This window comes from Paenibacillus sp. ICGEB2008 (genome assembly GCF_000307675.1).
Taxonomy (GTDB): Bacteria; Bacillota; Bacilli; order Paenibacillales; family Paenibacillaceae; genus Paenibacillus; species Paenibacillus polymyxa.
Map to the genome: position 1 here is coordinate 25847 of NZ_AMQU01000013.1, position 23750 is coordinate 49596.

17 protein-coding genes and 1 pseudogene are annotated in these 23750 nt (G+C 48.3%); 12 read left to right on the top strand and 6 right to left on the bottom strand.

What is annotated here, in order from left to right; all coding sequences use genetic code 11:
* The first annotated feature begins 4 nt into the window (after positions 1-4).
* Complete coding sequence (locus C400_RS27815; protein WP_162835286.1) at positions 5-469, top strand: transporter; 465 nt, start codon at positions 5-7, stop codon at positions 467-469.
* 147 nt (positions 470-616) lie between these two features.
* On the opposite strand, the gene C400_RS0112955 is transcribed toward C400_RS27815, so the two are convergent.
* The gene (locus tag C400_RS0112955) at positions 617-2674 is read right to left on the bottom strand and encodes a transglycosylase domain-containing protein (RefSeq protein ID WP_017427231.1); all 2058 of its coding nucleotides are present in this window, start codon (positions 2672-2674) and stop codon (positions 617-619) included.
* A 283-nt stretch (positions 2675-2957) separates the two neighbouring features.
* Here C400_RS0112955 and speE point away from each other — a divergent pair, with 283 nt between their 5' ends.
* Positions 2958-3785: a polyamine aminopropyltransferase gene (gene speE / locus C400_RS0112960; protein ID WP_017427232.1), complete on the top strand. Its 828-nt coding sequence runs from the start codon at positions 2958-2960 to the stop codon at positions 3783-3785.
* Positions 3786-4049: 264 nt separating this feature from the next.
* Positions 4050-5342: an MFS transporter gene (locus C400_RS0112965; RefSeq protein ID WP_016818558.1), complete on the top strand. Its 1293-nt coding sequence runs from the start codon at positions 4050-4052 to the stop codon at positions 5340-5342.
* A 119-nt stretch (positions 5343-5461) separates the two neighbouring features.
* Here the strand turns inward: C400_RS0112965 and C400_RS0112970 are convergent, their stop codons facing one another.
* The gene (locus C400_RS0112970) at positions 5462-7201 is read right to left on the bottom strand and encodes an ABC transporter ATP-binding protein (RefSeq protein WP_017427233.1); all 1740 of its coding nucleotides are present in this window, start codon (positions 7199-7201) and stop codon (positions 5462-5464) included.
* Positions 7198-8949, bottom strand: coding sequence for an ABC transporter ATP-binding protein (locus C400_RS0112975; RefSeq protein WP_017427234.1), 1752 nt, complete (start codon positions 8947-8949; stop codon positions 7198-7200). Before C400_RS0112975 ends, C400_RS0112970 begins: the two co-directional genes overlap by 4 nt.
* Positions 8950-9099: 150 nt before the next feature.
* Here C400_RS0112975 and C400_RS0112980 point away from each other — a divergent pair, with 150 nt between their 5' ends.
* From C400_RS0112980 to argS, 3 genes are all read left to right on the top strand, one after another.
* Positions 9100-9990, top strand: a complete 891-nt coding sequence (locus C400_RS0112980) for a LysR family transcriptional regulator (RefSeq protein ID WP_017427235.1) — start codon at positions 9100-9102, stop codon at positions 9988-9990.
* 94 nt (positions 9991-10084) lie between these two features.
* Positions 10085-10525: a DUF1934 domain-containing protein gene (locus C400_RS0112985; RefSeq protein ID WP_016818562.1), complete on the top strand. Its 441-nt coding sequence runs from the start codon at positions 10085-10087 to the stop codon at positions 10523-10525.
* The gene (gene argS, locus C400_RS0112990; RefSeq protein WP_017427236.1) at positions 10522-12201 is read left to right on the top strand and encodes an arginine--tRNA ligase; all 1680 of its coding nucleotides are present in this window, start codon (positions 10522-10524) and stop codon (positions 12199-12201) included. Before C400_RS0112985 ends, argS begins: the two co-directional genes overlap by 4 nt.
* A gap of 126 nt (positions 12202-12327) precedes the next feature.
* Here argS and C400_RS28580 read toward each other — a convergent pair.
* A pseudogene (locus C400_RS28580) lies at positions 12328-13189 on the bottom strand (hypothetical protein).
* Between the two features lie 141 nt (positions 13190-13330).
* The gene (locus C400_RS0113000) at positions 13331-14209 is read right to left on the bottom strand and encodes a LysR family transcriptional regulator (protein ID WP_017427237.1); all 879 of its coding nucleotides are present in this window, start codon (positions 14207-14209) and stop codon (positions 13331-13333) included.
* 201 nt (positions 14210-14410) lie between these two features.
* Between C400_RS0113000 and C400_RS0113005 the strand changes: the two genes are divergently transcribed.
* Genes C400_RS0113005 through C400_RS0113020 form a run of 4 tightly spaced genes read left to right on the top strand, consistent with a single transcriptional unit; the run spans position 14411 to position 19559 of the window.
* A complete protein-coding gene (locus C400_RS0113005; RefSeq protein WP_017427238.1) occupies positions 14411-15409 on the top strand; it encodes an ABC transporter ATP-binding protein in 999 nt (332 codons plus the stop codon).
* A gap of 19 nt (positions 15410-15428) precedes the next feature.
* Complete coding sequence (locus tag C400_RS0113010) at positions 15429-16502, top strand: ABC transporter substrate-binding protein (RefSeq protein ID WP_017427239.1); 1074 nt, start codon at positions 15429-15431, stop codon at positions 16500-16502.
* 4 nt (positions 16503-16506) lie between these two features.
* A complete protein-coding gene (locus tag C400_RS0113015; protein WP_026065441.1) occupies positions 16507-18177 on the top strand; it encodes an ABC transporter permease in 1671 nt (556 codons plus the stop codon).
* Positions 18174-19559 carry an MBL fold metallo-hydrolase gene (locus C400_RS0113020; RefSeq protein ID WP_017427241.1) on the top strand — a complete coding sequence of 462 codons (1386 nt, stop codon included), beginning with the start codon at positions 18174-18176 and terminating at the stop codon, positions 19557-19559. Before C400_RS0113015 ends, C400_RS0113020 begins: the two co-directional genes overlap by 4 nt.
* A gap of 18 nt (positions 19560-19577) precedes the next feature.
* On the opposite strand, the gene C400_RS0113025 is transcribed toward C400_RS0113020, so the two are convergent.
* Positions 19578-20738, bottom strand: coding sequence for a S8 family peptidase (locus tag C400_RS0113025; RefSeq protein ID WP_017427242.1), 1161 nt, complete (start codon positions 20736-20738; stop codon positions 19578-19580).
* 405 nt (positions 20739-21143) lie between these two features.
* Here C400_RS0113025 and rpoE point away from each other — a divergent pair, with 405 nt between their 5' ends.
* Positions 21144-21695: a DNA-directed RNA polymerase subunit delta gene (rpoE, locus tag C400_RS0113030; RefSeq protein WP_013368770.1), complete on the top strand. Its 552-nt coding sequence runs from the start codon at positions 21144-21146 to the stop codon at positions 21693-21695.
* Positions 21696-22096: 401 nt separating this feature from the next.
* On the top strand, positions 22097-23698 hold the full coding sequence (locus tag C400_RS0113035; protein WP_016818572.1) for a CTP synthase: 1602 nt from the start codon (positions 22097-22099) through the stop codon (positions 23696-23698).
* Positions 23699-23750 lie beyond the last annotated feature (52 nt).

Here is a 23750-nt window from a genome sequence, read left to right on the forward strand (position 1 = left end):
ACACATGTCTTTACTGCCACAAGTTCCTTTCGGAACGCAACCGGGTACCCCGGGTCCATTCACACCGTCAGGTCCTTCGATTCCACAATTTCCTGATATACAGGATTCGTTTCCGTCTCCGGTAGGTCCGCCACCAGGGCCAGGCCCCTTTTCGCCCCAGCCTTTCTCACCGCCGCCGCAAGGGCCGTTCGGTCCGCAAGGTGGGCAACAAGCTCAAGCACCAACTTCCCCACCACCACCATTTACGCCACCAAAGCCGCTAGTTTCAACATTTGCGGTTGACCCTGGAGCCATTTTCGGTTGTTTGTTCCGCAATACGTTTGTATGGCTGACGAACGGAGAGCGTTTCTGGATGTACCCTGTCTTTGTAGGCAGAACATCGGTAGCGGGTTTTCGGTGGAGTGGACGTTTTTGGTTTTACTATGGTGTAGACACCAACCGTATTGAGTCGTTTAGTTGTTTTTGGTAATAGCGCAGCTTTAGGGAAGAACGGGGCTTAACTGGGGAATGGCTGATGGCACTGGCAAGAGAGCTATAATGGGCAAATGAAATAAGTGAAGTAAAGATAAAAAAGACTGGGAGAGCGCACCATGGCGTTTTCCAGTCTTTTTTGCTATTACTCCATCCACCATCGCTTAAAATTGCCCCACCAGGATTTTTTTTCGGCCTGCCGTTCCGCTTGGTCAGTAGGTGCCGATACCTGTGGGTTATTCTGCCCCGATAGGGTCTCTTTTGGCTCGGTACCGCTAACGAATACCTCCAGCCGCTTGTCGGGACTGTCCGGCGCAGCCAGCTTGCCGCTGGCCGGATCAATATAGGCGCTGACTACGCCGTCAGGGATCGGAAAGATTTTGGGCGGCACATTCTCCAGCGCTTTTTCTGTATATTGTGCGAAAATCGGTGCCGCCCGCCGGGCATCCTGCGTGCTGATGGCCTTGCCTTTGTCATATCCAACCCAAACAGCGGTGGATAGCTCGGGGGTGAAGCCGACCATCCATGCGTCCGTGTTGGTCGTGCCGCTCTTGCCGGCAACCGGGCGTTTGATCAGCTTCGCGACCCGGTTGCCGGTGCCGCCTTCTTCAAACACGCCTTCCATGAGGCGTGTGAGGACATAGGCGGAGGCGGGCTTCACGACCTGCACAGGTGCGGCCTGCGGTGCTTCGTACAGCGATCGTCCGGCCGCATCGGTGATGCGCAGCACCGCTACCGGAGCCACCTTTTGCCCGCCGCTGCTGATGACCGAGAAGGCCGAGGCCATCTCGAACGGGCTGACGGGCGACACGCCCAGCGCCAGCGAAGGCACGGGCTTGAGCTCGCTCGTAATGCCCATTTTGCTGGCGAGGTCCATGACCTTATCCGCTCCCACCTGCAAAATGGTGCTTACGGCATAAATATTATCAGACGCCGCAATGGCGCGCCGCAGATCTATTTCGCCCCAATATTTGTCTCCAAAATTTTTGGGCTTATAAGTTTTACGGTTGTTGTCGTAGTGGAACAACGTTGGTCGGCTTTCGAACTTAGACGTACTTGTCAATTCACCGGAATCGAGCGCGCTGAGATACATGATCGGCTTGAAAGAGGAGCCTGGCTGCCGGGTTGTGGCTAGCGCATGGTTATATTGATTCCCTACATAGTTCGTTCCGCCGACCATAGCCTTGACATGTCCGTTACGCGGGTCCATAGAGATTAATGCAGTTTCCAGTCCGTTGCTGTTCTTCATGCCCTCATTGACAGCCGCCTCGGCTGCCTGTTGCATGTGCATGTCCAGCGTCGTATAAATGCTTAGCCCGCCATGCTCAAGCACCGCTTCGCTAATCCCAAGTTGATGAGTCGCTAGTTGGCGAACGTAATCGCGAAACCAGGGAGCTGCTTCCACTGTCCGACGCTGGCTCTCGGGCCGCAAGGGCAGTATTTCCTCATAGGCCTTGCTGGCTTCAGCTGGTGTAATTTTACCGATGAGTGCCATAGAGTCCAGTACAATTTTCTGCCGATCCTTTGCGTTTTTCATATGATTATAGGGTGAATAGTAGGTCGGTCCTTTCGGAATACCTGCCAATAGGGCGCTTTCGGCCAAATCCAGATCCTTTGCGGATTTACCGAAATACATTTGCGAGGCCGCCTCAATGCCATAGGCCCCATGGCCATAGTAAATTTCATTCAAATACATTTGCAGCAGCTCATCCTTGGAATACTTCATTTCAAGCTGTGCAGTATAGATGGCCTCTTTGGCCTTGCGCGTCCAGGTTTTCTCGTGAGATAAGTACAGATTGCGCGCAAGCTGCTGAGTCAGCGTGCTGGCCCCCTGTGACATATCCCAGCGGGTCAAATTAACGATTACTGCCCGGCCCAGGCCTTTGAAATCAAAGCCAAAATGATCGTAAAACTTCCGGTCTTCCACAGCCAGTGTAGCTGCTATTAAATCGGGCGAAATATGATCAAGCTGGACAGGAATAGATTCCTTGCCTCCGGCAGAGAAGGTAGCAATGACTTGCCCCTGACTATCGAGCAGACGTGAATTCCGATCTGTATCGGCGAGTGGAAGACTGGTTGTGTACAAATAAGCGAGCAGAATGCAGGCGGCGATGACCGTCAGAATCGTGAGAGACATCAGCCCTTGAAAGCATCGAAGCCAAAGCGGTTTACGCTTGGAGGACCGCCCGGTAGTATCGGTCATCATGCCACCTCCTTCCATAGTTGATGTTCTCAGTATAGTCAATCCGAAAGCGTCTATTCATCAGATGCGCATACGTATCTATTTTAAACAAGATTAAGCCCTAAAAATGCTTTTGCAGTCCATTCAGGTATCGCTTATAATGCAAAAAGTGTGAAATTCAAGTGTGTTTGGTACAATAAATATAGCAAACTCGGCGTTTGCGTGTTGCAGTTATAAGGGAAAGTCCATGTTTATGCTACCGGATTGCCGGACACATACTTTGATCAGAAAGAAGGTTGGAATGATGGACTTGTGGTTTACGGAGAAGCAGACTCCCTCTTTCGGCATTACAGCAAAAATCAAACAAACCTACGTCTCTGAGAAAACAGATTTTCAGGATCTGGCAATGATCGAGACGGAGGAATTCGGCAATATGCTTGTTCTGGACGGCATGGTGATGACAACGGTTAAGGATGAGTTTGTATATCACGAAATGGTAGCGCATCCGGCCTTAAATACACATCCGAATCCGAAAAAGGTTTTGGTTGTGGGTGGCGGCGATGGCGGCGTTATCCGTGAGGTCATCAAGCATCCTGAAGTGGAAAAGGCTGTATTGGTTGAGATCGACGGTAAAGTCATTGAATATTCTAAAAAATATTTACCTGAAATTGCCGGGAAGTTGGACGAGCCTAATGTGGAAGTGCTGGTCAATGATGGTTACATGCATATTATCGAACACAAAAATGAATACGATGTGATTATGGTCGATTCGACGGAGCCAGTGGGTCCGGCAGCGCCGCTGTTCGAACGTGGGTTTTACCAAGGTATTTTTGAGGCGCTGAAGGAAGACGGCATTTTCGTGGCGCAGACGGATAATCCTTGGTTCAAGGCTGACCTGATTCAGAAGGTCAACAAAGATGTAAAAGAGATTTTCCCGATTGTGCGTGTGTATGGTGCAAACATTCCAACCTATCCAAGCGGTCTATGGACATTTACATTGGGCAGCAAGAAATATGATCCGCTCGAAGTGGACGAGAACCAAATTCCAGAGATGGACACTCGATATTACAGTCCGCGTCTGCACAAAGCAGCGTTTGTACTGCCTAAATTTGTGGAAGATTTAACAAAGTAAACATTTTAAGAAGCGTCGTAGTGATCTTTATCGCCAGTATAGAGCGAAAAGAGCGCTATAGACGCTTTTTTTGTGTTAAATCAGAACGTAGTAGGGATGAGAATATAGTGGACACTGAATTTCCTTTTAAGATAAAAGAAGGAAATTTAAGGGTGCGTGTAGAACATACAAAAAACCAGACATTTAACAGATTTGTAATCGACAGGGGAGGTTTGGTTATGGAAATACATAAATTGGCGATGTACCAAAGAGGGGGAAACTTTTTTGATCAGACGCTCTTTTTATTACCTGTTGGGGTCTCAGACGATCTCCAACGCAGCAGATATCATCTATATGTTGAGTGTGGTGGTGTTGGTGTTCAGTTCAAGTAATTCCTTAATGACGACTATTTTAATCCCGTTGTTCCGGTTGTCAGCTCAAGTGCTTAGTGGGCTTGTTGCACCGATCGTGCTCGGTCGATTTCGGCTGACGCAGGTTCTTCTATTTTCCCAGTTTGGGCAGTTCGTCATTTTTACGTTGCTGCTGCTTTATTTGTGGATCGTACCTGAGCAGAGGTCGTTTCTGTTTATTTTTGTAATGGTGTTCGGTATGTCTTTCCTAGATGGCTGGACCAATCCTGCGCGTAATGCGCTTGTACCCCGTTTGGCTACGGGTGAAGGACTGATGCGTGCCAACGGCATGGTAGCGGTCAGTGATCAGGTGGTAAGGTGTGCAGGCTGGGCATTAAGCGGAATTATTGTGGCTTGGCTGGGTTCCCTGAATACGCTTGCAATTGCCTCCTGTTGTTATCTCGTGGCTGTAACTGTCACGTCCTTCATTCGTGATCCGCTGGATCAGAAGCACCTAGGTCTTGAAGCTTCGAATTCCCCAACAAATGCGGAAGAACCCGCAAAGGAAAAGGAAAGAGGCTCCCATTGGAAAGAGCTTGGGGAAGGCTGGAAAATCATTTGGCACAACCGCCGTATTCGTTCTCTGATGATCGTCGATAGCGTGGACAGTATTGGGGGAGTCTCCTGGCTCGGTGTATTTATTTTGGCGTACGTCAGCCAAGTGTTGCATCGTGATGAGAGCTGGTGGGGCTTTATGAATGCGTCCTTTTTCTCCGGCACGATTTTGGGTGGGTTAATTGTTGTTGGCTTGGTTAAACGGTTGCAAAAGAACAGCTTTTTGTACATGCTCGGAGCTTTGCTGGTGTATGTACTGATTACCATTGTATTTGCGCTAAATACCATTCCCGTGGCTGCGCTTGTTCTTTTTGCTGTATCAGGCTTACCTGTTCAAATGGCGGGCATTATTCGCCGCACCTTGCTACAAAGCAGTGCACCGGCAGCCCAACTACCCAAAGTGATGGCAGGGATTGATGTAATTACCAATCTCGCTTTTGGCCTGGCTTTATTATTCATGGGCTGGTATGCTGACCGATTCGGCATGGTGCAGGTGTATTTGCTGGCTGCGGCTATGACTACCATTGCTGTTCTGATCGGCTGGTGGTATCGGCGTGATTTTCAGGAAGACGAACCGATTGATCATCCGACCGCTACGGGAGCAGGGATATGAATTACATAAGCAATAGCTCCTTTCTGTGCCACAACAAAAAAGTCGGTTGCATAAGAGCAACCGACTTTTAAGGAGAACGTTTTTTACGAACGTAACGTCCTGTTACCATAACTGCAATGCTAGGCCGTAGTGAACTGGCTGTTATAAAGCGAGGCATAATGGCCGCCGCTTGCGAGCAGTCCTTCATGGGTACCGCTTTCGACGACATCACCGTTTTTCATGTATAAAATCAGATCTGCTTCGCGGATGGTTGATAGTCTGTGGGCGATGACGAAGCTGGTGCGTCCATCGATCATTTTCATAAAAGCCTTTTGGATACGGGCTTCTGTAAGGGTGTCTATGCTGCTGGTTGCTTCATCCAGAATGAGCATAGGTGGATCGACGAGAATCACCCTCGCGATGGTGAGCAGCTGCTTTTGCCCTTGCGACAGGCTGTCGCCTGACCCGCTGATGACCGTATCGTAACCATGAGGCAGGCGCTTGATAAAGCTATGCGCATTGGCGGCTGTCGCAGCCGCGATAACTTCTTCGTCTGTGGCCTCTGGCTTCCCGTAAGCGATATTGTCCCGAATCGTTCCGCTGAACAGCCATGTATCCTGAAGCACCATACCAAAGTTAGTCCGTAGGCTGTCCCGGCTCATATCGTTGATATTCACCCCATCGATGGAGATCGAACCGCTGTCCACATCGTAAAAGCGCATGAGCAGGTTAACGAGTGTGGTTTTGCCTGCTCCAGTCTGACCGACAATAGCTACGCGGGTGCCTGGCTTGACCTCCAAACTAAAGTTCGTGATGAGCGTCCGTTCCGGATTATAGGAAAATTTCACATGATCAAACAGAATCGTGCCTTTGCTACGCTCCAGCTGTACGGCGTTCGATTTTTCCGGTTGCTCCGGCGGCGAATCCAAAATAGCAAATATGCGCTGAGCAGAAGCCGTAGCAGCCTGAAACTGAGTCAGCACCCCCGTGATTTCATTAAAAGGTTTGGCGAACAAATTGGTGTAGATGAGAAAGCTCGATAAACCGCCTACCGAAATCCCACCCAAAATGATCGAAATACAGCCAATCATAGCGGTGACTGAAAAAGTCATGTTGTTGACCAATCGGGTGGAAGGGTTGGACAAAGATCCGTAAAACTGTGATTTAACTCCGGCTTGATACAACTGCTCGTTTCGGGCGGAAAATTCCTCAAGCGAGCGATTTTCATAATGAAAGGCAGTAACTACCCGCTGTCCGCCAATCATTTCTTCCACATAACCGTTCAGACTTCCTAAAATTTTGGCCTGTTCGCGGAACATACGTTGCGATCTTGTAGTAATGAACCGTGCAACGCCATATGTGATGGGGGCAGACACTAATACCACCAGCGTCATCACTGGACTGATATACAGCATGAGTACAATCGAACCAACAATAGTAATCAATCCGGTGATCAAGGTGGAAAAGCCCTGTAATAAGCCATCCGACACGGCATCCATATCGTTCACAAAACGGCTAATACTATCTCCTTGCGGATGATTGTCATGAAAGCTTAACGGAAGGATATTAAAATGATCGAATAACTCCCGTCGCATATCATTTACAGTCTGAAAAGCAATGCGGTTCGTCAAATATGTGAGCAGCCAACTAAATAGACTGCCTACAACATATACAACGCCTAGTCCAGCTAAAATCTGTGCAATACCTCTAAAGTCTACCGTTCCCTTATTCACCATATGGTCGATAGCCCGACCAATCATATAGGGTCCGACCAGACTGGCGAGCACGCTGAGAATCGCACTGACGATGACCCAAAACGTTGTTGATTTATATTGTCCCACATAGGTTAACAATCTTCTCCAGGTTTCCTTGCCACTCATTGGTCTACCTCCTGCGTTGAGAGCTGGGAGCGATTAATTTCCTGATATACCTCCGAGCTGCTCATCAACTGATCATGTGTGCCGATCCCGACAATCCGGCCTTCATCAAATACAATGATTTTATCGGCATGCTGTACACTGCTTACTCGTTGTGAGACCAGCAGGACAGTCATGCGGGTGCTATTTTCCCGAAGCGATTTCCGAAGGGCGGCATCAGTTGCAAAATCAAGTGCGCTTGAGGAATCATCCAAAATCAGTATTTCCGGATTGCCTACAATAGCTCTGGCAATGGTAAGTCGCTGCTTTTGGCCGCCTGACAGATTAAGTCCACCTCGCGTGATCGGGGCGTCGAATTTTTCCGGTAAGTTAGAAATAAATTCATCCGCTTGCGCGATAGCGACGGCCCGGGCGACTTCCTCATTGGTGGCATGTTCATGTCCCCAACGGATATTATCCGCTATAGACCCTGTGAACAGCAGTGCCTTTTGTGGAACAATCCCGATTTTCTGCCGCAATTGCTCCAGCTTGTAATGCCGTACGTCGATGCCATCGACACGTACACAACCTTCTACTGCATCATAGAAGCGGGGAATCAGATTCACGAAGGTGGATTTTCCCGAGCCTGTTCCTCCTATGATTCCAACCGTTTCACCGGGATAGATGTCTACGACTACATCGCTAAGTGCCAGTTGTCCTGTCTTATTGTAGCCAAAGGAGACATGATCAAAAGAGATGGCTGGTACTGGGCTGATTTTACCCGTTCTTCCCTGATCGAATGATGCAGAATTGGCAGTATCGGAAATCGAAGCTTCCGTGTCTAGGACCTCCTGAATTCTCGCGGCTGAAGTGGCCGCCTTGGTGAACAGAATAATGAGATTCGTCACCACAATCAGGGCCAGTAAAATCTGCGTAATGTAATTAATAAACGCAATAATCTCTCCTTGTGTAAGAGATCCATATTGGATATGGATACCGCCGATCCACAGAATGGCAATAATAGCTCCGTTGACCACCAGTAAGGTGGCTGGGCTAAGTAGAGCAGAAATACGGCCGACACGAATAGCGGTCTGGGTCAGGTCATCTGAGGCGGTATTGAACTTTACTCGTTCAGCTCCTCTTTTGGCAAATGCACGGATAACCCTTACACCTGTGAGATTTTCGCTTAGCACCAGAGCGATTTTATCGAGCTTTTTCTGGTATAGCTGGTACAGCGGAGAAGCCTTCGTAATGACTACATACAGAATCAAAGCCAGAACGGGTGTAGCCGCCAACAGCACCAAAGCAAGGCGGAAGTCCAGTATCATGGACATGATGATCGCCCCGATACAAATAAAAGGAGCACGAATAACCAGACGAATCAACATCGCTACAGCTGTTTGCAGCTGATTCACATCATTCGTAATTCGGTTGATGAGAGAGGGCGTACCGAATTTATCGAGATCTGCATAAGAAAACGATGAAATATGCTTAAACATCGTATTGCGCAGTGTGGTTCCGAATCCTTGGGAAGCACGGGCTGCGTAAAACTGGCACACTAGAGAACTGCCAAAGCCCAGTATAGTCATGAGCAACATTAAAAGACCCATTTGCCAAACATAATGGGTGTCTCCCTTACCAACGCCATGATTAATCATTAAAGCCACCATAGTAGGCAGCAACAATTCCAGAATAGCCTCAATTAGTTTAAACAGAGGCCCAAGAATCGTTTCCTTTTTATAGGGTTTCAAAAAAACAGCAAATTTCAGCAAATCAACCATCACCTAACCTGAATATTGTATAAAGTTTTCTATTGTAATTGCATATCTGAATATGATTATGGCATATCCCCAACCATATGAATAATATTTAATATATATTAGAGATATAGGTTTTACATATATCAGGACCGGAGGTTCATGATGGAATTGAGACATCTCAAATATTTTTTAGCGATTGCAGACGCTGGACAGATTACAGCGGCAGCCAAAAAACTGCAAATCGCACAGCCTCCCTTAAGTCAACAGCTTATGCAGCTGGAGGAAGAGCTGGGTGTAAAGCTTGTGCATCGAGGCTCACGAAGCATTCAATTGACAGAGGCGGGAATCATTTTACGGAACAGGGCCAAGCAGATTTTGGAGCTGACGGATGCTACGACAAGGGAAATAAACGATTTCGCCATGGGGATGAAGGGGACGCTCACCATTGGAACGGTTTCTTCCTCTGGGGCAACCCTGATGAAAGACAGGCTTTCCGAATTTCATAAAACCTATGCGGGTGTAAAATTTGAAATACATGAGGGAAGTACCTTCCGGATTCTCGATCTTTTGAACAAAGGAATTGTAGAAGTCGGTATCGTCAGAACCCCTTTTAATACCACTGATTTAGGGTGTAGATATGCGTCCACTGAGCCGATGGTAGCAGTGATGACGGAAGAACATGATTGGAGTCCCGAACAGAAGAGCATATCATTGGCTGAGCTGAAGAACAGACCACTCATCGTATATCGTCGTTTTGAGCAATTGATCCACGATACCTGTATGAAGCATGGCTTTGAGCCAAACTACTTTTGCAAAAATGACGATGCCCGCACCACGCTTCTTTGGGCCAACGAAGGGCTGGGTATTGGCATGATTTCGAGCTCCGCATTGTCTTTGGGCAGCAATAATCATTTAATTGTTAAGGAAATTATGTGTGAAGATTTGCACACTCGTGTGGCTGCCGTCTGGTTGAAGGATAAATACATGTCTTCTTTGGCTTCCCGGTTCATTGAAAGTTTTAGCCAGGCATCCAGTGCAGCTGACCTACAGTAGTTGAATTTTTTAAGGGCGAAAGCATCTTTTTGCAAAAACTCATTTGAATTGCAATCGGGAACTGGATATAGTAGTACAGTAGGATAGCGATAGAATGGAGTTTGAACACATGCCACACAATGCAAAGGTTCGAATCCGTCTTCATAGTCATCATGACGGAGAAGATGTGGTACAGGAGCTTCCTGGAGAAGCAATCGTTCGCGGGAAGCATCTATATATAAGGTACGAGGAGCCGCAAGAGAGTCCTGAGGGCGGTACGACACGGAACACAGTCAAGATCGGACCGGATGAGCTAAAGCTGATTCGTCACGGTGAGGTACAATCAGAGCAGTCGTTCGCGCTGGGACGCAGGTTGCCTGGATTTTACCGCTCGCCTTATTTAAACCTGAACATGTCTGCGCATACGCAGAAGCTCGATATTCGGATGGATGGATTCACCGGACAAGTGAGCTGGACTTATGATCTATACGTATTTGAGGATTTCTCGGGGCATTTTGCCATCAGTTTGCATATACAGGAGGAGCAACAATCATGACAAGCAATCCACTGGAACTTATTAATCAAAAGGTGACCTCAGCAATCGAGGCAGCGGTGCTGGCTGCTGGAATCGTGGGTCGCGAAGAGCTGCCGACCATTACGCTGGAGGTACCTAAGGACAAGTCACACGGTGACTTAGCTACCAACGTAGCCATGCAGCTCACTCGCATTGCGAAGAAGAATCCGCGTCAAATCGCTGAAGATCTGATTGCGAATATGGACTTAGCTTCCGCTTCTATTGAAAGTGCGGAAATCGCGGGACCAGGCTTTATTAACTTTCGCCTGAACAAGAGCTACCTCTATGCAGTGATCGGACAAGTACAGGAGCAAGGAGCAGATTACGGTCGTGTACAGGTAGGTGAGGGCAAAAAGGTACAGATCGAATTTGTCAGCGCCAATCCGACTGGGAGTCTTCACTTGGGCCATGCACGTGGTGCAGCCGTAGGGGATGCGCTATGTAATGTGCTTGATTTTGCCGGATATCAAGTCACTCGTGAATATTACATTAATGATGCGGGGAACCAGATTTACAATATGAGCCGTTCCATCGAAGCGCGTTATTTGCAGGAGCTAGGACAGCCTGCGGAGATGCCGGAGGACGGATACCATGGTGAGGATATCATCGGGTTTGCGAAGGAACTGGTGGCTGAGAAGGGCGATTCTCTGTTGTCTATGGAACCAGGAGATCGTGCCGCTTATTTCCGTGAATACGGTCTGGAAAAGGAACTGAATAAGATCAAGCGTGATCTGGAGCGGTTCCGTGTACCTTTTGATTCCTGGTTTAGTGAAACATCACTGTATGATAACGGTGAAGTGCTTAAAGCGCTGAATGAGCTGCGTGACCGTGAGGAAATTTATGATAAGGACGGAGCTACTTGGCTGAACACGACTAAGTATGGTGACGATAAAGACCGCGTATTGATCAAAAATGACGGCACTTATACGTACCTGACTCCGGATATCGCCTATCACCGCGACAAATATGCTCGTGGGTATGACACGATCATCAACATCTGGGGAGCGGATCACCACGGCTATATTCCACGGATGAAGGCCGCAATGGAAGCACTGGGCAATGACCCGGATAAGCTTAAAGTGCTGATTGCCCAAATGGTCAGCTTGTTCCAAAACGGGGAAAAAGTAAAAATGTCCAAGCGTACTGGCAAGGCAGTAACGATGGAGGATCTGATGGAAGAAGTGGGCGTAGACGCGATTCGTTACTTCTTCACCATGCGTAGTATGGATTCGCATCTGGATTTTGATATGGATTTGGCGATTTCTACCTCCAATGAGAATCCGGTATTCTACGTGCAATATGCACATGCACGTGCATGCAGCGTATATCGTCAATCCGAAGAGCAGGGTATTGCTGTACTGCCATTGGCAGAAGTTGACTTGTCGAAGCTGACGGCTGAGCATGAATACGATTTGTTACGCAAAATTGGCGAGTTGCCAGAGGAAGTATCGGTGGCAGCTGCAAACTTTGCGCCGCATCGTATGATTCGCTATGTCTACGAGCTGGCATCCATGTTCCACAGCTACTATAAAGCAGAGCGTGTCATCACGGAGGATGCCGCTCAAACGCAAGCTCGCTTGGCGTTGTTTGGCGCGGTCCGCACGACCATTGCCAACGTACTGAAGCTGGTGGGCGTGTCTGCACCGGAACGTATGTAAGTAAACAACTGCAACATAATGATTTTGTAGTCATATGTATAATGGTTAAAGGAACCGTTCGTGCTGCCCTCTAGGGAGGCTCGTTCGGTTCCTTTTTTTGGTTTGAATACAATAAGTTTGAGTAGCTTAATAGCGTTCCAGTACCAGATTCGTTTTCAGGGAATCGGCAGGAATCAGCCATCCTTTGGATTGTAGCAGATTCATCAGCTTGGTGCGGTTGCTTGCGGCAGTATTGTAATCCGAAGTTTTGAAGGAGATTTCGATGATATTGTCGGTACCCGATCCGTTGGCGCTGCGAATAGGCCATACTTCAACGTCAGTATCCAAGCCCTGAAAGCTGCCCTTATATTTGTTGACCTGTACAGGACCGCGTACTCTGGAGTTTGCCAAGGTATGTTTGCCCCAGTTGCTGCTTTTCCAGTTTTGCAGCTTGCCCGGAAGATTGTCCTGCAATTGTTTTAATGCCTGATCCGGGGAAGGCAGAGCTAATCCTTTGGAGGCGTTCGTTTTCTTGTCATTGGAAAAGCTTAATGTCTGCTTGCTGTATCCCCAATCCACCTCAGCCTCATAATTATCATCAGAGGCACTGAAGCCTTCTTTATTCGCTTGGGTAAGTGCTGCGTCGATATTCCCATTTGTGATCGTATATCGCTTTTTGTAGGTTAACTCATAATTTTTTTTTGTCCTCTTTTTTGCGAAATCTAACGTTCCAGCCCTCGTCATTCAATTGCAAGGAGTCTGTATCAAAAAACTCGACGCTTAATCGTTGCGCATCTTCACTGACTCCGAACTCATTTACAATACCGCTTTTTAAAGAGCCATCCGCATTGAGGACCTGAGCTGTATCCAGCAGCAGCTTTACCTCATAGCTTGGTGTGGCATTGGCAGCGGCTTGTACGGGCTCTGCACCTTTCCATCCTGTTGCGAGCAGCACTGCACTCAGAGTTACTACTGACATGAATTTAGTGATACGCAGGCTTGTTTTCATTTCATCCTCTCCTGTTCGTCCGAATAGGTTACACGCTTCACTTTACGGGTGATTTGTCAGTCGTATGTCAAGCTAAGATGGTATTCTGGTTAAAAAATACCATAATTTTTATATGACAGCTAAGATTTAATCTTGGTTCCATCATAAATATTTAGTGAATCTGTGAATCAGCGCGGAGCGATGACGATCTTTGTTGCTGACCATATAAATATGCCGCTCAACAGGCTGTCCCGGAATAGGTCTTATGATCAGTAAACCCCGCTCAACCTCTGATTGAACAGCAAGGCGAGAGACAAAGGAGATGTGTCCTCCCAGCATAACCGCCTGTTTGATAGCTTCCAGTGAATCCAATTCCAGATAGGATGGAAGTCGGCGCCTTCCGCGCTCCAGCCATTTGTCAGTCACGTGGCGTGTGCTGGAATCCTTCCCATGCAACACAAAAGAGGAAGAAGCGATGCGCTCGGGTGTTAAATCGGTTTCGTTAGCGAGCGGATGAGTGGGTGAGCAGATGAGCACCAGTTCATCTTCTCCCAAGGATTCTGAGAGCAGCGTTGGGGATTGAAACGGCTCTGCCGAAATAATGCCGAGGTCAATTTCGTGGCGAGCGAGCATGTCCTTGATCACGGGGGCTGTTTTCACGGACAAGGCAATGTGAATGCCCGGATGCTCGCGGGCAAACCGATGCAGCACGGCAGGAAGCAGATAGGTGGCAGGTACATAGCTTGCGCCAATCCGTATACTCCCTCGTTGGAGCGTATCGAACTCACGGACAACTCGCTCAGCCTCAGCCGCAAGTGCATTAATCTTGGTGGCATAGTGCAGCAGCGCATCTCCGGCATCCGTCAGGATGATTTTGCCCATACGTGTATCAAACAGCTTTACTCCAAATTCACGCTCCAGATTTTTCATATGAAAAGTAACAGTGGGTTGCTTTAGGCCGAGAACCTCGGCTACGGTGGTAATTTTATGGTGCTTGTTCAGCAGCTCTACAATATGTAACTTTAGAAGACTTAAGTTCACTTAGAATGCCTCGCTTTCAGTTAAGTCAAACAATCATGCTTATTCTCTGGGCAACAGCATCAACCGCCTCTATATAGATTAAATCTATGAGTGTTAACACAATTCATTGAAATAATTAATTTTGTTTTAACTTCCCAATAACACAGGTTGCGAATTCAAGTTTTACACTGGGGTCAGTCACAAGAACAGGCAGGTAATGCGATGAATCAGGATCTATATATTCGCGGATTAAGTAAAACCTTCGGCCATACCACCGCGTTGCATGAGACGAATCTGGTCGTACGACAGGGCAAGTTCACCACACTGCTCGGACCGTCCGGTTGTGGGAAGACGACGCTCTTGCGCTTGATTGCTGGTCTGGAGACACCAGATACCGGCACAATCACGATGGGAGAGGAAATTCTCTTTTCAGCTGAACGCAAAAAGGATGTTCCCGCACATCTCCGCCACTTTGGTATGGTCTTTCAGGATTTTGCGCTGTGGCCGCATATGACGGTGTTTGAAAATGTGGCCTTCGGCTTGCGAGCGAGCAAGCGGGGAAAAGGGGCTGTTAGCGCTCAAGGCAAGGAACTGCGGGCAGTGGTGCTGGAGGCGCTCGATAAGGTGAGGTTGTCAGGGATGGAGGATCGCTATCCCCATCAGCTGTCCGGTGGTCAGCAGCAGCGGGTTGCTTTTGCAAGAGCAGTCGCTATCCGGCCTCGACTGGTTTTGTTCGACGAGCCGCTCAGTGCACTGGATGCCGTGCTACGGGAGAAGATGCGCATTGAGATGATATCGCTTGTGCGCGATCTGGGGCTGACCGCCTTATATGTCACTCATGATCAGATCGAGGCCATGTCCATGTCTGATGAAGTAGTGGTTATGAAAAGTGGACATATTTTGCAGACCGGAACACCAGAGGTGATCTATGGTTGTCCGTCTCATCCAGAGGTGGCAAGCTTTATCGGCAAATCCAACTGGATCGAGTTGGAACGGACACTATTTCGACCTGAACATGTCCGTTGGGAACAGGAACAAGCGGATCAGCACACTTTTACAGTAGAGATCCTGCATGTCAGCTATGTTGGCGATCGCTATGAAATCCGTCTAGTAGCCGAAAACGGCGAGCAATGGACTGCGTATCACTCCACCCGCTTGCCCATAGGCGAACAAATGCATATTTGGGTATCACCGCAATACATCCACCAACTTGAAACATAGGGAAAAGGGGTTATATAAGATGATGAATAGGCGTGTTTTTCGTACAGGATGGAAAAAAGGGGCTATGCTTGCTTTAACATTGACTTTTGGACTGGCTGTGGCAGGCTGCGGAACGGCTACGACATCGAAGGATGGGGCACAAGCCGATGGATCAGCAAAACCAGCGGGCGCAGCGGCGTCCACCGATCAGAAGCTGGTTGTTTACAGCGCAGGCCCGGATGGACTGGCGAAAAAGCTGGTAGCGGGGTATGAGGCGCAGAGCGGGGTTAAGGTTGAGTTATTTCAGGGAACGACAGGTAAGATTTTAGCCCGCATGGAAGCGGAGAAAACGAATCCGGTAGCAGACGTGGTTGTGCTGGCATCGCTTCCGTCTGTACAAGGCTTGAAAAAGGAAGGACTTACACTTCCCTATCCAGATGCCAAAAATGCGGACAAGCTAAACCCGGATTGGTCCGATAAGGAGGGTAACTATTTCAGTACTAGTGCTTCTGCTCTAGGTATTGCATATAACACGAAGTTAGTGAAAACGACACCTGCTTCATGGGCCGATTTGGCGAAGCCTGAGTACAAGGATCAGGTTAACATTCCCGATCCATCGCTGTCTGGCTCAGCGTTGGATTTTATGACAGGCTATCTGAGCGCCAAGGGCGATGGAGGCTGGACGTTGTTTGAGCGGTACAAGGCTAACGGTGTGGCCATGGCCGGTGCGAATCAGGAAGCGCTGGATCCAGTGATTACGGGGGCTAAAGGTGTAGTCATCGCTGCGGTTGATTACATGACCTACAAGGCTAAAGCCAAAGGCGAGCCGATTGACATCGTCTATCCGACAGAGGGAACGGTCATTAGCCCGCGTCCTGCCGCAATCCTCAAGTCCACACAGCATGAGCAAAATGCCAAAGCGTTCATTGACTATCTGTTGTCAGACGAAGCACAGAAACTAGTAGCAGATGCTTCCCTACTCCCTGGACGCACGGATATCAAAGCTGACAAGCGTGCAAACCTCGACGAAATCCCATTGCTGAAAACCAACTGGGAATGGATGGGTGAACACGGATCAGACGTGACGGAAAAGTTCACGCAAATGTTCAAATAAGCCGATGGGAGGTTTGTCTGTTAAACACATCAGGGGATGGTCCCTGACACTTGCTCTGATCGCGCTTTTTATCCTAATTGTACTGCCGTTGCTGCAGGTCTTCATCCAAAGTGTGTATGTTGATGGGACATTTCAATGGGCTGCGCCTTTTCGAACGTTAGCTGCTTCTCAATTTGCAGGAGTGCTATTCAACTCGATCTGGCTAGGCATCTGTGTGATCGCAGGAACGACCGTCCTTGCACTTCCGCTAGCCTGGATCATGTCCAACACCCGACTCGCACACTGGCGCTGGTTGGATGTCGTGCTGCTGATTCCGTTTATGACTCCGCCCTATATTGGTTCCATGGGATGGATCCTGTTTATGCAAAAAAACGGGTATATGGAGCAGTTGCTCCCGGATCTGCATTTCTTAACGGCTTCCTTCTTCAGCCTTGGCGGCATGGTGATGATCATGAGCCTGCATCTGTTTCCATTCCTGTACCTGCTGCTACGCGGGGCGCTGGTGAGGATTGGCGGCAGTCTGGAAGAGGCGGGTGCTGTCATGGGCGGAGGCTTTCTGTACAGGTTCCGTCGAATCATTTTACCGCTGCTGCTATCGGCATACGGAATGGGTGCGCTGCTCATTTTCGTTAAAACGATTGCCGAGTTTGGCACACCCGCTACCTTTGGGCGACGTATCGGGTATGAGGTTATGACTTCTGAAATTCACAAATATATTTCCAGTTGGCCCATCGATTTTGGCAAAGCGACGTCCATGGCCTCGGTGCTGTTAACGGCCTGCCTGCTTGTGTGGTATGTGCAATCGGTGATCAATCGAAAGTTCACATACAGACTGGTAGGGGGTAAAGGTTCCCGTCCTTCCCGTCTTCGTGTATCCAGCTGGACTACAGCACTGAGTGTCATGTTCATCCTATTGCTGCTCATCGCAGCTATTGGCATCCCTTACTTTTCAATTATTGCGGCCTCCTCCATGAAGCTGCGGGGAATCGGATTGGCATGGAACAACCTTACACTCGACTATTACAAGGAACTGCTGTCGTGGGGTTCAGAAAGCATGGAAGCGCTACTGAACAGTGTATTTCTCTCTTTGGGTGCATCGACGCTTGCTGTGGTGCTGGGCACCTGGTTTGCGCTTGTTATCGGTGGATCACGCACGAAAATCCAACGGACAGTTGATGCATTCAGTTTACTTCCGAATACAGTGCCGGGAATTGTTATGGTGGTGGGTCTGATTTTGTGGTGGAATTCGCCGTGGATGCCCATTCCATTGTATAACACATATGGCATGGTCATTCTGACGTATGTTATTTTGTTTGTTCCTTATACGGTGCAGTATGTCAAAAGCGCCTTTACACAGGTGGACACTGGTCTTTTTCAGGCGGGACAGGTATTCGGCGGGCGTCCGTCTTACATATTCCGCCGGATTGTACTGCCGCTGATTGGACCGGGGATGCTCGCTGGTTGGATGATGACCTTTACCATTGCTTCACGGGAGCTGGTAGGATCGTTGCTGATTTTACCGCCATCCGTCCAGACGTCTGCAACCTATATATTTGCCCAGTTTGAGCAGGGACAGGTGTCGCTTGGCATGGCGATGGCTGTTATATCGGTTGGTTTGACCACACTGCTACTGATCTTAATGGAAAGCTTAAACTCGCGGAGAAAGTGGAAATGATGATGACCAAGCTTAGGATTTGGGGTGGAGCGGGCGAACATGGCCGCTCCTGTTATGTTTTTGAAGGAAAGCAGCATCGTATCATGCTGGATTGTGGCGTAAAAAAGGAAGGAACCGGGCAATATCCGGTTTTTCCGCCACAGAAGGTGAAGGAGCTAACTACTGTTTTGCTGTCTCATGCACATGAGGATCATTCCATGGCGCTCCCCTTACTGTACAAGTATGGATATCGGGGAGAGGTCTGGACGACCAAGGCTACCGCTGAGCAGCTGGGATCCTATTTTCGCTCCTGGCAAACTTATGTTGAATCGAGAGGCGGCGAATTGCCCTACAGTGAACAAGATATCCAATCTATTACCTATCGCTATCTAGAAGACGAAACGCCGTCAGGAGTGTGGCATGAAGCTTGTCCGGGTGTGAGAATGATGTGGGGACGCAGTGGACATTTGGCTGGTGCAGTGTGGTATATCGTAGAAATGGAAGGGAAGCGGCTGTTCTTTTCTGGAGACTATAGCCGTGAATCTGAGCTTCTTGCTGCCGATGCACCGGACTTGTGTATGAGGGAGGGGGGAGATGACCTTCCTGGATGCAAGCCAAAGTCCAATCTAGTGGACATATCTATCATGGACAATGCTTATGGTATGGATATAGACCCGCAGCCTGTTAAGCTGGAGCGGCTGAGGGTCGAGATGGAGCAGGTATTATTGTCTGGCGGCCATGTGTTGTTGCCAGTGCCTGCCTTTGGCAGAGGACAGGAATTGATCGTATGGGCCAGCGAGCAATTTCCTGAACAAGCAATAATTATAGAGCCTGACCTGTGGCACGGATTGAAACAGTTAAATCGATGGAAAGAGTGGCTACGTCCGGGAGCTTCCACGCGAATAAAACATGTGTTGAACAGTGACAGGGTGTTTGTGCCTCGTGATACTGCGGGACGGATAAGTCTGCTGGAACGGAACACGGCCACTATTATCGTAACAAGAGACGGCATGATGGATTCCCCGCAGGCGCGTTGGTATTATCAATATCTGTCGGATCACCGCAGTATGCTGATCGATGTGGATAGCGGGGAGGATATTAGGAACAGTGTGATATTGACCGGGCATGCTTCCAATGGTTCTTTTGGTAAACATCTGTTGGAACGTGCAGACGCCAATGACATCTGTATAGCTCGGCATTTGATTTACAAGGTGCACCAGGGATTATCGGATGTACGGCAAATGCTGAAGGAGATGCCTAGCAAACAGATTGTACTCGTTCATGCACCCAAATTGCAGACCGACCTTGTACGAGATGAGTTAATAAGAGAAGGAAATAATGAACATGGAGGTCCTGCCAGAGAAGTTCACTCTTTGGAGCCAGGTGCAACGATAGAGGTTTAGTATTCATCAGATCGTGGTTCACTTTGTGCCCTCTTGCATCAATCGGAAGGCATCCACTTCTCCAAGCTTGGTGGAGATGGAAGTGCGTCCAGCACTTTTACGAAGGCGTAGCGGTGTGGCAGTGCGCTTAAGCAGCGCTTTAATTTCTCCGGGCTCCAGTTCCGGTCTCAGTGAAAGGAGAAGTGCGATGCTCCCGGTCACATGGGAAGTAGCCATAGAGGTGCCGCTCATTTCATGATGCTTTCCATGAATCCAGGAGGATCTGATCTTCTCACCGGGTGCATACACGTCTACGAATTGCCCCCGATTGCTAAAAGGAGCGATACGTCTGTATTTGTCGGTAGCTCCGACTGAAATCGTCTGGGAATAGCGGGCCGGATAGTCAATACTTCGACGCTTACCCTCATTTCCCGAGGAAGCTACGATTACAATGCCGTTATGATATGCTTTATTCACCATATCAAGCAGTGCCTTGCTGCGCGACTTCATACCAAAGCTCATATTAATAATATCGACACGATTTAATACACACCAGTCGATACCAAGAATGATGTCAGAGACATAGGCGGCTCCATTATGATCGAATGCTTTTATAGGATGAATTAAAGCCCGTGGTGCTACGCCAACCATACCCTCGTCATAGTTGGATGCCGCGATGGTTCCAGCAATATGAGTGCCGTGGCCGTTGTCGTCATAGGGTAGCATGGTCCGGTTCAACAAATTGATACCTCTGGCAAGGGAATGGCGAAGATCAGGATGATGAAAATCCGCTCCTGTGTCGATCACACCGATTCTGACCCGATTCCCTGTCGAGGAAGGCCAAGCCTTGTATGCACGTACCTGTTTGACTCCCCATGGCATAGAAATGCTTTTCTCTGCTTTCGGTATATAAGCCGTTTCTGCATGAACCTTTATGCGGGTATCTTCTTCAACGGTAACACCGTGGTGATATTTGCCCAGCCTGTCTCCCCCTGAAAGCGGAGCGATGAGAGCACGGATTAGCCTAGCCGGTTGTACTTGCCGTAATCCCGCAAGCTCAGGTTTCAACTTCCTGAGATAGGACAGGCATTCCCGGTATTGGTGAGGCTTATCGAACGTGATAATCTGTTTGTTCCGTCCACTGCCGGACGGCTCCGAAATACCCTCATGCAAACGCTGCAAAAAATCCGGATAGTCCATTTGAGACGGTCCCCCTCCGATGAGCCATGCTGAGGTATTGTATGAGCAAGCGTCAGCTACGGCATGGGAAACTTGCCCCTTTTTTATGGAAATAGGCCTGCTTGTCGTGTCAAAGTAGCTATGGACACATACGATACATGGAGGGCATAAGCTCTTGTGCAACAACTTTGGGAGGCCTCTCCCGGAGCGGGTACAGTCGGAGGCGGGGGGAACCCCGTCTTTTTACGTGTGCCGTCTTGTGCAGGGGGATATTCTTGGAAATTATGACGATACCCATGTTTAACTTGCAATTTGCTTCCAAATAGGTTTTACTTAGTTTTGATAATGGATATGTTAGTATTGCATGTATCGTGTATGCTCTGAAACATGTTCTTGTGAATTACGTGTGAGAGGAAGTGTCCCTAGGTGAGTACACCACTCAACTTGAAGATTGACCCGGAGAAAGTCCACGAGACTCCAATGGTGGATTTGGCATTTATGGTATTGAAAGCAGCCAATACTCCATATTATTACCGTGACCTGATGAATGAAGTCGCCAAATTGCGCGGCTTGTCCGACGAAGAAATTAATGACGTTATTGCTCAGCTATATACTGAAATCAACATTGACGGGCGTTTTGCCTGTGTCGGTACGAATCTGTGGGGCTTGAAACGTTGGTATCCGGTAGATAAATCCGAAGATGCCCTGACAGGCGCCAAGCGTCCTCGTATCATTAACGATGAAGACGATGACGACGAAGATGACTATCATGAGGAAGAAGAAACATACAACTCCGATGACGACTTCGATGCAGATAGCGAAGACGAGGATGGCGAAGACGAGCTGTTCGACGGAGAAGATGACGATGATAGTGACGATGACGTAGTTATTGACGATGAAGACCTCAGTGATGAGGAAGATACAGATGATGAAAATGACGATGAGTCGATCGAAGACGACGACGATTCACTTCGTTAGGAACAGGTTGCAAGGGGAGATACGCTCTCCCCTTTTTCATGACCGTTTTCTTGAAACCCCTGCTGATTTATAGCTTTCAGATAGATTTATTCCAATCAGGTTCAAAGGACAAATTAACACAGATAACTTCCTTGACAGCGGATTGGACACGGGGTAAACTATTGCTTGGGCTTATGATTGATTCACTTATATGTTTGCTTTTTGTATAAAAGTGCCCCGTACTACGGGAGTGCTTTTTTGTTTTTTATAGGGGTGTTTTCACTCATGAAAGAGGGCTAAGGGCGGCGGATTGGAAAATATAACCGCTGCCTTCTTCATGGATGATAATCCGTGCAAACGGGTTACGATAACATCATAATGTCGCCTGAATTTTTGCATCTTATCTAGGAGGGTTTTGAACAGTGACGAAGTATATTTTTGTGACAGGCGGGGTTGTGTCTTCCTTGGGCAAAGGGATTACGGCAGCTTCACTGGGGAGGCTTTTGAAGAACAGGGGACTGAAGGTAACGATTCAAAAATTTGATCCGTACCTGAATGTCGATCCAGGTACCATGAGCCCTTACCAGCACGGTGAAGTGTTTGTAACGGATGATGGTGCGGAAACGGATCTCGACTTGGGACACTATGAGCGCTTTATTGATATTAATCTGTCCAAGAACAGCAATGTCACAACAGGCAAGGTATATTCCAGCGTGATCAGCAAAGAGCGTCGCGGAGAATATTTGGGCGGTACCGTACAGGTTATCCCTCATATTACGAACGAAATCAAGGAGCGCGTGTACCGTGCAGGCCGTGAAGCGGGTTCGGATGTCATTATTACGGAAATCGGCGGTACTGTAGGCGATATTGAAAGCTTGCCATTTTTGGAAGCCATTCGTCAGCTTAAAAGTGAAGTTGGGCGCGAAAATGTGATGTACATTCACGTAACGCTCATTCCTTATATTAAAGCTGCTGGTGAGGTTAAAACTAAACCAACTCAGCACAGTGTGAAAGAACTGCGCAGCATCGGCATTCAACCGAATGTCATTGTTTGCCGTACAGAGCATGAATTGTCCTCCGATATGAAGGCTAAAATTGCATTGTTCTGCGATATTGATGCGAATGCAGTGGTAGAATGCCGCGATGCTTCGACTCTCTACGAGGTTCCGTTGAACCTACGTGAAGAAGGTTTGGACGAAATCGTAGTTAACCACCTGAAGCTGACAACACCTGCACCGGATATGACCGAATGGGAAGGGTTAGTTGATCGAATCAGCAAGTTGGACAAAACGGTTGAAATTGCTATTGTTGGTAAATATGTTGCGCTACATGATGCATACTTAAGTGTTGTTGAGTCACTTTCTCACGCTGGGTTTGATGCAAATGCGGACGTAAAAATCCGCTGGGTGAACGCTGAAGAAGTAACGGACGAGAACGTAGCTGACATGCTGGGCGGCATTGGCGGTATTCTCGTACCAGGTGGCTTCGGCGATCGCGGAATTGAAGGCAAAATCAGCACCATTCGTTATGCACGGGAGCAAAAAATTCCGTTCTTCGGTATTTGCCTGGGTATGCAGGTATCTGTTATTGAGGTTGCTCGTTCCCTGGCTGGTCTCGAGGGAGCCAACAGCTCGGAGATTAACCCGGCTACCGATTATCCTGTCATTGACTTGCTTCCTGACCAAAAAGACATCGAAGATTTGGGCGGTACCATGCGTCTTGGCCTGTATCCATGTAAACTGGTGGAAGGTTCCCTGGCAGAGGCTTGCTACAACGACGAGCTGGTGTACGAGAGACATCGTCATCGGTACGAATTCAATAACGAATATCGTGAAGTTATTGAAAAAGCAGGTCTTCGTATTTCTGGTACTTCACCGGATGGACGTTTGGTGGAAATTGTCGAGCTTCCTGAGCATCCATGGTTCCTGGCGGTACAATTCCATCCAGAATTTACTTCCCGTCCGAATCGTCCACAGCCTTTGTTCCGTGAATTTGTAAAAGCGGCATTGCAGCTTCAAGGTTAATGCTACAGCTTGAAAGACCTCCTTTGGGAGGTCTTTTTTTATCCCATGCTTC